At 73.1% G+C, this 10,443-nt stretch carries 8 protein-coding genes; all 8 read left to right on the top strand.

Annotated features, from left to right (window positions below; translation table 11 throughout):
- Positions 1–989, top strand: a 989-nt coding sequence (locus tag HCN52_RS06595; protein WP_168087410.1) for a hypothetical protein, incomplete at its 5' end; no start/stop codon positions are given.
- A gap of 547 nt (positions 990–1,536) precedes the next feature.
- Entirely contained in the window at positions 1,537–2,793 is a 1,257-nt protein-coding gene (locus HCN52_RS06590; RefSeq protein ID WP_312876577.1) for an amidohydrolase, read from the top strand.
- Between the two features lie 269 nt (positions 2,794–3,062).
- Complete coding sequence (locus HCN52_RS06585) at positions 3,063–4,109, top strand: BMP family lipoprotein (protein WP_168087408.1); 1,047 nt, start codon at positions 3,063–3,065, stop codon at positions 4,107–4,109.
- A gap of 148 nt (positions 4,110–4,257) precedes the next feature.
- Positions 4,258–5,886 carry an ABC transporter ATP-binding protein gene (locus HCN52_RS06580; protein ID WP_168087414.1) on the top strand — a complete coding sequence of 543 codons (1,629 nt, stop codon included), beginning with the start codon at positions 4,258–4,260 and terminating at the stop codon, positions 5,884–5,886.
- Entirely contained in the window at positions 5,883–7,142 is a 1,260-nt protein-coding gene (locus HCN52_RS06575) for an ABC transporter permease (RefSeq protein WP_168087407.1), read from the top strand. The genes HCN52_RS06580 and HCN52_RS06575 overlap by 4 nt, the downstream gene beginning before the upstream one ends.
- Positions 7,139–8,431 (top strand): ABC transporter permease, encoded by a 1,293-nt coding sequence (locus HCN52_RS06570; protein ID WP_168087406.1) that lies wholly within the window; start codon positions 7,139–7,141, stop codon positions 8,429–8,431. Before HCN52_RS06575 ends, HCN52_RS06570 begins: the two co-directional genes overlap by 4 nt.
- A 52-nt stretch (positions 8,432–8,483) precedes the next feature.
- Complete coding sequence (locus HCN52_RS06565; RefSeq protein WP_168087413.1) at positions 8,484–8,834, top strand: cytidine deaminase; 351 nt, start codon at positions 8,484–8,486, stop codon at positions 8,832–8,834.
- Positions 8,835–8,940: 106 nt separating this feature from the next.
- Positions 8,941–10,224 (top strand): thymidine phosphorylase, encoded by a 1,284-nt coding sequence (locus HCN52_RS06560; RefSeq protein WP_168087405.1) that lies wholly within the window; start codon positions 8,941–8,943, stop codon positions 10,222–10,224.
- Positions 10,225–10,443: the final 219 nt, after the last annotated feature.

The following is a 10,443-nucleotide window of genomic DNA, read 5'->3' as shown; positions in this document are numbered from 1 at the left end:
CCGACGCTCCGCTCGCCCCCGGCGAGCTGACCGTCGTCGTGCTCCCGCCCCGCAACGCGACCACCCGGGGCCAGCTGCTGCGGATGTCCGGCCTCGCCCGCGACGAGGGCCACCAGCTGCTGTGGCGCGAGGTCCGCGGGCCGGCCGGCCCCGGCGCCTGGCCCGCACTGGCCCGGCGGCTGCGCACCGCGGACCGGTTGGTCATCGGCGATCCGTTCTCCCGGTGGGCGCAGCTGCTGCTGGCCGGCTCTCGGACCCGCCGGGTCGTCGTCGTGGACGACGGCACCGCGACCATGGAGTTCACCGCCCAGCTCTCCCGCGGCGAGCCGCTGGTGCGCTGGCACCGTGCCGCGGCACCGCGCGGCGCCCGCGCCGCGCTCTTCGCCCCCGTCGCCCGCCGGGCGCTGCGCGGGCTCAGCCCCGTGGGCGGCCGGCAGGTCGAGGTCTTCACCGCCATGCCGGTCGAGCGTCCGCCGGGCGTCACCGTCCGCCGCAACGACCTGGCGTGGACCCGCGGCCGGTTCGGTCCGCCGCAGACCACCGGCGGCTCCGACCTGGTCGGCACCTCGCTGGTGGAGACCGGGGTGATACACGAGGACCGCTACCTCGCGGCCGTCGCCTCGCTCGCCGCGGAGTACGGCGTCACCCGCTACCTGGCCCACCGCAAGGAGGGGCCGGAGAAGCTGAAGCGGGTCGCCGCCCTGGCCGGGCTGGAGATCGTCCGCCCCGACCTGCCGCTGGAGCTGGTCGCCCGGACCGGTCCGATCGGCCGCCGGGTGCTGAGCTTTCCGTCCACCGTGGTCCACACGCTGCCGCTGGTGCTGCGGGGCACCGACTCGGGGGTGAGCGTCTGCGAGATCACCGACGACTGGCTCACCGACCGCGCCTCCCCGCGCGCCGGCGGGTTCCTCGCCGCCGTGATCGCCGGCGCCCGTGGTGCGCACGGGCTGCCCGTGCTGCCGGTGCCGCTGCCGCCGCCCGCGGTGTGAGAGCGTGCAGAGACCACCCCGGCACGCGCCACCGCACGACTACGCGCTGCGACGTGCGCTCCGTGGCGCACGGCGGGGCGCGCCGCATGAACATGCGCTGTGAAACCGACCACCGGAACGCCCGGCCGCGGTGAACCGGCCACCCGGGGGCGTCCACCGGCCACCGGCCGCCCCGCGCCGCGGGGCCCCGCGCGGCGCCGCGGCACCGAACGCCGTGGTCCGGCCGCGGGCCGTGCCGCGGCGTCGGTCGGGCACCGCCGCGCCCATGGCGGCCACCGCGGGCGACTGGCGGCGCACCGTCCGTGCTGGTAATGGTGCCGAGCCCGGGCCGCGGTCCTCGGATCGGCCGGGCCGCGTGCGGCCGGGTGTGCGCCCCGCCCCAGGTCGGAGCCGGATGATCTCACCCAACGGACCGCGCGGGAAATCCCGTTCCTTACCCGATACGGTTGGGAAGTATGCACGACCATGCGCATAAGCACTCGCTCCTGTGGGTGAACTTTCCATGAGGACTGGGAAGTTCGATGCAGCGGGCGTTACCCTCGGTCACGTGAGCCACCTGCTGTCGCCCGAAACGGACCCCGTCACCGCACTGCACCTGCCGGGGGTGGTACCGGACGGCCTACGCGAGGAGCTCGTCGCCTTCCGCCGCGACCTCCACATGCACCCGGAGCTGGGCAACAACGAGGTGCGGACGACCGCCGCCCTCAAGACCCGCCTGGAGCGCGCCGGGCTCACGCCACGCGTCCTGGACGGCGGCACCGGCCTCTACTGCGACGTGCACCCCGACGGCGGCTCCGGCCGGTGGAGCGGCGGCCGGCCGATGCTCGCGCTGCGCGCCGACATCGACGCCCTGCCGATCCCCGACACCAAGACCGTCGCCTACCGCTCGACCATCCCCGGCCGGGCCCACGCCTGCGGCCACGACGTGCACACCACCGTCGTGCTGGGGGCCGGGCTGGTGCTGGCGGAGATGGCGCGCGAGGGCAAGCTGCCCGTGCCGGTGCGGCTGCTCTTCCAGCCCGCCGAGGAGGTGCTGCCCGGCGGCGCCACCGACGCCATCGAGAGCGGCGTCCTCGACGGCGTCGGCCGCATCATCGCCGTCCACTGCGACCCGAAGGTCGACGCCGGGCGGATCGGGCTGCGGACCGGGCCGATCACCTCCGCCTGCGACCGCGTGGAGATCAACCTCAGCGGCCCCGGCGGGCACACCGCCCGCCCGCACCTCACCACCGACCTGGTGACCGCCGCCGCCCGGGTCGCGACCGACGTCCCCGCGCTGCTGGCGCGCCGGGTCGACACCCGCGCCGGCCTGGCCGTGACCTGGGGCCGACTGGAGACGGGCCACGCCTCCAACGTCATCCCGCAGCAGGCCGGGCTCTCCGGCACGGTCCGCTGCCTGGACCTCGACTCCTGGCGGGCCGCCCCCGACCTGGTGCACGCGGCGGTGGACGAGGTCGCCACCACCCACCGCGCCAAGGTCGAGATCCAGTACATCCGCGGCGTGCCGCCGGTGGTGAACGAGGCCGGCACCGCCGCGCTGCTGGGCGAGGCGATGACCGAGCGGTTCGGCGCCACCTCGGTCGAGAGCACCGAGCAGTCGCTGGGCGGGGAGGACTTCTCCTGGTACCTGGAGCACGTCCCGGGCGCGATGGCCCGACTCGGCACCCGCGCACCCGGTGACGCCTCGGCTACGCCGCGCGATATCCACCAGGGCGATTTCGACGTCGACGAACGCGCCATCACCGTCGGTGTGGAGCTGTTCACCGCCGCCGTGCTTCTCGACGCCGGTCACCGGCCGCTCTGAGACCGCGGTGTCCGCCTCGTCCCGGGGCGAGGGAAAAGGGCCGGTCCGGTCTGTTCGGACCGGCCCTGACCTGCGTCTGGGTGTCCGCGCCAATGTCGGGCTCGCACCCCGTGCGTCATTCGGCGGCCGCGTGCTGTCATATGGCGACCGCATTGCGTTCACGACGATCTGATAACGGGCCCGCCGCATTTGTTTTCACCGGATCTACGCGCGTTACGATCTCGCGGGAAGAGCGCCGAACGGGCGCTTCGAGTGAAGGGAACGCCCTCTTGCGCCGGGTATCCAAGCTTGCAGCCACGGTCGCCGCCACGGCGGCCCTCGCACTGACCGCCAGCGCCTGCGGCAGCGACGACTCCACCGGTTCCGGTGGCAGCAGCGGCGGCGGTACCGGTGAGGGTGCCGCCATCGCCTTCGACGTCGGCGGCCGCGACGACGCCTCCTTCAACGAGGCCGCCGCCCGCGGGGCGGACAAGGCCAAGAACGACCTCGGCGTCGAGACCTACTACCAGACCGCTCGCGACGACGAGACGGACGCGGACCGCGAGCAGCGGCTCCAGCAGATGGCCGAGGCGGGCTACAACCCGGTCATCGGCGTCGGCTACCTCTACGGCCCGTCGGTCGAGCGCGTGGCGCAGGAGTTCCCGGACACCACCTTCGGCGTCGTCGACGCCGTCGCCGAGGGCGACAACGTCTACTCGATGATCTTCGCCGAGCACGAGGCCTCCTACCTCGCCGGTGTCGCCGCGGCCCTGAAGTCCGAGACCGGCAAGGTCGGCTTCATCGGCGGCGTGGACACCACCCTGATCAACAAGTTCCAGGCCGGCTACGAGCAGGGCGCCAAGGACACCGACCCCGAGATCGAGGTCGACGTCCAGTACCTGTACACGGACGACCCCAAGGGCTTCACCGACGTGGCCAAGGCCAAGGAGCAGGCCAACGGCATGCTGGGCCGCGACGTCGACGTGATCTACACCGCCGCCGGTCTCGCCGGCAACGGGTCGATCGAGGAGGTCGCCTCCGCCGAGAACGCCTGGGCGATCGGTGTCGACTCGGACCAGGCCGAGCAGCCCGGCCTCGCCGAGTACAAGGACTCGATCCTCACCTCCGCGATCAAGGGCGTCGACGTCGCCGTCTTCGACCTGATCAGCAGCATCGACAGCGACGACCCGATGTCCGGCACGGGCGAGTACGGCCTGGCCAACGACGGTGTGTGGCTCGCCACCTCCGGCGGGCACATCGACGACATCGCGGACGAGCTGGACGAGGCCAAGCGCCGCATCGTCGAGGGCGAGACCGAGGTCAGCGACACCCCCTGACCCCGTACGGTCACAGCGTCACCACCGGGGGCCCGGCGAGGAGCGATCCTCGCCGGGCCCTCTCCCGGGCGCTACGCGCGTAGCCCCGGGGCGGCACGGTAGCGTCGGCCACCGGCCCCGACTCCTTCGCTCCCGAGGAGAGTGCGTCATCCCAGCCTCAAGCCAGCCCGCGGCCGACGGTGCCCCCGCCGTCGAACTACGCGGCATCACCAAGCGGTTCCCCGGTGTCGTCGCCAACCACGACATCAACATCACTGTCCGCCGCGGCACCGTGCACGCGCTGATCGGGGAGAACGGCGCCGGCAAGTCGACGCTGATGAAGATCCTCTACGGCATGCAGAAGCCGGACGAGGGCACCATCACGGCCGAGGGCGAGCAGGTCTCCTTCGGCTCCCCCTCCGACGCCATCGCGCGCGGCATCGGCATGGTGCACCAGCACTTCATGCTGGCCGACAACCTCACCGTCCAGGAGAACGTCGTCCTGGGCGCGGAGAAGCGCCACGGCATCGGCGCGGCGGCACGTCGCCGCATCCTGGAGATCTCCGACGCCTACGGGCTCGGGGTGCGCCCCGACGTCCTCGTGGAGGAGATCGGTGTCGCCGACCGGCAGCGCGTGGAGATCCTCAAGGTCCTCTACCGCGGCGCGCGGACCCTCATCCTCGACGAGCCCACCGCCGTCCTGGTGCCGCAGGAGGTCGACGCGCTCTTCGACAACCTGCGGGAGCTGAAGGCCGAGGGCCTCACCGTCATCTTCATCTCGCACAAGCTGGGCGAGGTGCTCTCCGTCGCCGACGAGATCACCGTGATCCGGCGGGGCACCACCGTCGCCTCCGTCGACCCGGCCGGCACCAGCCCCAAGGAGCTGGCCGAGCTGATGGTCGGCAGCGAGCTGCCGGTCCCCGAGACCCGCGAGTCCACCGTCACCGACGTGCCGGTGCTGCAGGTCAACGACCTGCACCTCTCCGGCATCGACGCGGACGGCGTCAAGCGCGAGGTGCTCGCCGACATCGACTTCACCATCCACCGCGGCGAGGTGCTCGGCATCGCCGGGGTGGAGGGCAACGGCCAGGCGGAACTGGTCGAGGCGGTCATGGGGATGCGCGACCCGGACGGCGGCACCATCACCGTCGACGGCGCCGACCTCTCGCACGCCTCGACCCGCCGCCGCCGCGAGCACGGCATCGGCTACATCCCCGAGGACCGGCACCGCCACGGGCTGCTGCTGACCGCCCCGCTGTGGGAGAACCGCATGCTGGGCCACATCACGGAGCGGCCCAACAGCCGCGGACAGCGCCTCACGCTCTCCGACGCGCGCGCCGACACCGAGCGCATCGTCCGCGAGTACGACGTGCGCACCCCCGGCATCAACGTCACCGCGGCCAGCCTCTCCGGCGGAAACCAGCAGAAGCTGATCTTCGGCCGCGAGATGAGCCACACCCCCAAGGTGCTGATCGCGGCCCACCCCACCCGCGGTGTGGACGTCGGCGCCCAGGCGCAGATCTGGGACCAGATCCGGGAGGCCCGCCGCGAGGGCCTGGCCGTGCTGCTGATCTCCGCCGACCTCGACGAACTCATCGGACTCTCCGACAGCCTCCGCGTGATGTACCGCGGCCGGCTGGTGGCCGAGGCCGACCCCGCCACGATCACCCCCGAACAACTGGGCGGAGCCATGACCGGCGAGACCACCGGCCGCCTCGGCGGCGACGACACGGCCGCCCCGGAAGCGCCCGAGGGCGCCTCCCCGGCCCGCGACTCCGGTGAGGAGGACGCCCGATGAGCCGCCCCGAGGACTCCCCGCCGCCCGCGGGCGGCGAGGGCTCCGGCAACGCCGGCAGCTCCGACGACCCCGGCAAGGCCGCGGCGGCGCCGCCCGGCGCGGCCGGCTCCGGCAACCGCTCCGGCGGCGGGTTCCTCGCCGCCAAGCTGAGCGACCCCCGGGTCCGCGAGAAGCTGCTGCTGGCCGTCAGCGCGCCGCTGCTCGCGCTGACCGTCGCGTTCGTGCTGGTCTGCCTGGTCATCACCGCGACCGGGCAGAACCCGTTCCACGCCTTCGAGGCGATGTTCAACTACGGCACGACCGACCGCAGCCAGGTCTGGATCCTCAACAAGGCGATCCCGTACTACCTGGCGGCCGTCGCGGTGGCCATCGGCTTCCGCATGAACCTGTTCAACATCGGCGTCGACGGCCAGTACCAGGTGGCCGCCTTCTTCGCCGCGGTCGTCGGCGGCGCGCTCGCCCTCGGCGGGTTCGTGCAGATCCCGATCATCATCCTCACCGCGATGGTGGTCGGCGCCCTGTGGGCCGGGATCGCGGGCTACCTCAAGGCGGTGCGCGGCGTCAGCGAGGTCATCACGACCATCATGCTGAACGCCATCGCCGGCTCGCTGATCGGCTACTTCCTCAAGGAAGGCCGGCTGGCCGAGCGCAACCAGAACATCGTGCACACCCCCGACATCCCGGAGTCGAGCCGGTTCTTCACCATCGACACCGGCGCCGGGCTGATCTACGGCACGGTCGTCATCGCGATCGCCGCCGGTGTCGCGTACTGGTACCTGCTCAGCCGCACCCGGTTCGGGTTCGACCTGCGGGCCGTCGGCGTCTCCGACAGCGCCGCCGAGGCCAGCGGCGTCAGCGTCAAGCGCATGGTCGTCGCCTCGATGCTGATCTCCGGTGCCGTCGCCGGGCTCGTCGGCATGCCGACGCTCCTCAACGACACCGGCAACTTCGGCAACAACTTCCCGAGCGGCATCGGCTTCATGGGCATCGCCATCGCCCTGCTGGGCCGCAACCACCCGGTCGGGATGGCGCTGGCCGCGCTGCTGTGGGCGTTCCTGGAACGCACCGGCGGCCACCTCAACTTCATCGGCTACTACCAGGAGATCATCGGCGTGATGCAGGGCATCATCGTCCTCTCCGTCGTGGTCTCCTACGAACTGGTCCGCCGCTGGGGCCTGCGCCGCCAGCAGCGCATCGTCGGCGCCGAACTGGCAGCCCGGGCGCGCACGAACGACACGGTGGAGGGCGTCGCATGAGCACCGAGATCAGTACCCGCTCGGAGCCGGTGAAGCCCACCGGCAAGGTCGAGCGCGGCGCCCGCCGCAAGCTCAGCTACCCGATGATCCTGCTGATCATCGCCGGTGCGCTGCTGCTGCTCTCCCTGGTGCGGGTCGTCACCGACACCGGGAGCCTCACCGACACCCGCCAGTGGGCGAGCGCCCTGGGCCTCGCGGTCCCGATCGGCCTCGCCGGGCTCGGCGGTCTCTGGGCGGAGCGGGCCGGCGTCATCAACATCGGCCTCGAGGGCATGATGATGCTGGGCCTGTTCGCGGCCGGCTGGATCGGCTGGCAGTACGGCCCGTGGGCCGCGGTGCTCGCCGGTGTCATCGGCGGTGTCCTCGGCGGGCTGGTCCACGCGGTCGCCACCGTCACCTTCGGCGTCGACCACATCGTCTCCGGTGTCGCGATCAACATCCTCGCCCTCGGCGTGGTGCAGTTCCTCGCCAAGCTCTGGTTCGGCCAGGAGGGCAGCGCCGCCGCCGAGGCGGGCGGCAACGACAAGCAGTCCCCACGGATGGACGAACTCGGCGACTTCACGGTGCCGTTGCTCTCCGACGGGCTAGCGACGGTCCGCGGCTGGGACATCTTCTTCGTCTCCGACGTCGCCGGGGTGGCCGGCGCGGCCGTCACCAACGTCTCCTGGCTGGTGCTGATCGCGGTCCTGCTCTTCGTCGGCACCTACGTGGTGCTGTGGCGCACCGGCTTCGGCCTGCGGCTGCGCTCCTGCGGCGAGAACCCCACCGCCACCGAGTCCCTCGGCGTCAACGTCTACCTGTACAAGTACCTGGCCCTGCTGGTCTCCGGCGGTCTCGCCGGGCTCGGCGGCGCCTACCTGGCGGTCTTCGTCCGGATGTACCAGGACGGCCAGACCGGCGGCCGCGGCTACCTCGGCCTCGCCACGATGATCTTCGGCAACTGGCGGCCGGGCGGCGTCGCGATGGGCGCCGGGCTGTTCGGCTTCGTCGACGCGCTCCAGATCCGGGGCGGCGGCACCGTCGTCCACGCGCTGCTGCTGCTGTTCGCGATCGGCCTCGCCGGCTACGCGATCTACCAGTTCTTCCGCAACAAGCGGGCCTCCGCCGCCATCACCGGCCTGCTCGCGGTGGCGCTGTTCGCCTGGTTCTCCTCCACCGAGACCATGCCGCTGGAACTGGTCTCCGCCAGTCCGTACATCACCACCCTCGTGGTCCTCGCGCTGTTCAGCCAACGCCTGCGAGCACCCAAGGCGATCGGGAAACCCTACCGGCGGGGTGAGGGGACATGACCCCCGCCGCCACCCCGACTGGCAGGAGCTGCGGCTCGCCGCGCGCGCCGCCATGACACGGGCGTACGCGCCCTACTCCGGCTACCCGGTGGGGGCGGCGGCGCTGGTCGACGACGGCCGGACCGTCACCGGCTGCAACGTGGAGAACGCCGCCTACGGTGTCGCGCTGTGCGCCGAGTGCGGCCTGGTCTCCGCCCTCCACGACGGTGGCGGCGGCCGGCTGACGCACTTCACCTGCTGCGACAGCCGCGGCGCGGTCATCACCCCCTGCGGCCGCTGCCGGCAGCTGCTGATGGAGCACGGCGGCCCCCACCTGCTGGTGGACACCACCGCCGGCCCCCGGCCGCTGGCCGAGCTGCTGCCCGACGCCTTCGGCCCGGACGACCTGGCCGCCGGTCGCTGACCCCGCTGCCCCGCCGCCCGACGGCGGGGCCGCGGCAGCGACGCCGGACCCGAGCCCCACCCCGCACCTTCCGCACCTCGCACCCCCGGACACGGAAAAGAGCCGCATGGACGCCATCACCGTCATCCGCGCCAAGCGGGACGGCCACGCCCTCACCGACGCACAGATCGACTGGGTGATCGATGCCTACACCCGCGGCGACGTCGCCGACGAGCAGATGTCGGCCCTCGCCATGGCGATCCTGCTCAACGGCATGGGCCGTGAGGAGATCGCGCGCTGGACCGCCGCCATGATCGCCAGCGGCGAGCGGATGGACTTCGCGGCGCTGGACCGCCCCACCGCGGACAAGCACTCCACCGGCGGCGTCGGCGACAAGATCACCCTGCCGCTCGCGCCGCTCGTCGCGGCCTGCGGTGCGGCCGTGCCGCAGCTCTCCGGCCGCGGTCTCGGCCACACCGGCGGCACCCTGGACAAGCTGGAGGCCATCCCCGGGTGGCAGGCCGGACTCAGCAACGAGCGGATGCTCGCCGTCCTGGCCGACACCGGCGCCGTCATCTGCGCCGCCGGGGACGGCCTCGCCCCGGCCGACCGCAAGCTCTACGCGCTCCGCGACGTCACCGGCACCGTCGAGGCCATCCCGCTGATCGCCAGCTCGATCATGTCCAAGAAGATCGCCGAGGGCACCGACTCGCTGGTCCTCGACGTCAAGGTCGGCTCCGGCGCCTTCATGAAGACGATCGACGACGCCCGCGAACTGGCCCGCACCATGGTGGGGCTGGGCACCGACCACGGCGTGCGCACCACCGCGCTGCTCACCGACATGTCGGTGCCGCTCGGACTGACCGCCGGCAACGCACTGGAGGTCCGCGAGTCCGTCGAGGTCCTCGCCGGCGGCGGCCCCGCCGACGTCGTGGAGCTGACGCTGGCGCTCGCGCGGGAGATGCTCGACGCCGCCGGCCTGCCCGACGCCGACCCCGCCAAGGCGCTCGCCGACGGCTCCGCCATGGACGTCTGGCGGCGGATGATCGCCGCCCAGGGCGGCGACCCGGATGCCGAACTGCCCGTCGCGCGCGAGCAGCACGTGCTGACCGTGCCCGCCGACGGCGTGCTGACCGGTCTCGACGCCTACGCCGTCGGGCTCGCCGCCTGGCGGCTCGGCGCCGGCCGGGCCCGCAAGGAGGACCCGGTGCAGGCCGGCGCCGGCGTGGAACTGCACGCCCGTCCCGGCGACACCGTGCGCGCCGGCGACCCGCTGCTGACGCTGCACACCGACACCCCGGAGCGGTTCGAGGCGGCGGTCGAGGCGCTCGCCGGCGACGCGATCCGCGTCACGGCGGACGCCGAACCCGGCACCGGCGCCGGCCCGATCGTGCTGGACCGCATCGCCTGACGCGCCCCCGACGCACAGCACCCCCGTCCGCCCCCGCGGCACGGGGGTGCTGTGCGTCCGGGCGGTCCGCGCGGTGCGGTGCGTGGGGTCTCCCGCACGCTCTCGGTGCGGAGACCGCGCCCGCCGGTGGCGCGACAGGCGGCGCCGGGGCGGCGGGTGGTGCGCTCGCGGGCGCCGCCCCGGCCACGTCCGACGTGCGCCGCCACGCGCCCCGAACCG

Source organism: Streptomyces bohaiensis (assembly GCF_012033785.1).
GTDB lineage: Bacteria > Actinomycetota > Actinomycetes > Streptomycetales > Streptomycetaceae > Streptomyces > Streptomyces bohaiensis.
Note: the sequence above shows the minus strand (reverse complement) of the source record. Positions and strands in the feature narration are given on the sequence as shown.

Coding starts and splice junctions, on each gene's coding strand:
- HCN52_RS06575 (WP_168087407.1), top strand. CDS start 5,883: ATGAGCCGCCCCGAGGACTCCCCGCCGCCCGCGGGCGGCGAGGGCTCC.
- HCN52_RS06570 (WP_168087406.1), top strand. CDS start 7,139: ATGAGCACCGAGATCAGTACCCGCTCGGAGCCGGTGAAGCCCACCGGC.
- HCN52_RS06565 (WP_168087413.1), top strand. CDS start 8,484: ATGACACGGGCGTACGCGCCCTACTCCGGCTACCCGGTGGGGGCGGCG.
- HCN52_RS06560 (WP_168087405.1), top strand. CDS start 8,941: ATGGACGCCATCACCGTCATCCGCGCCAAGCGGGACGGCCACGCCCTC.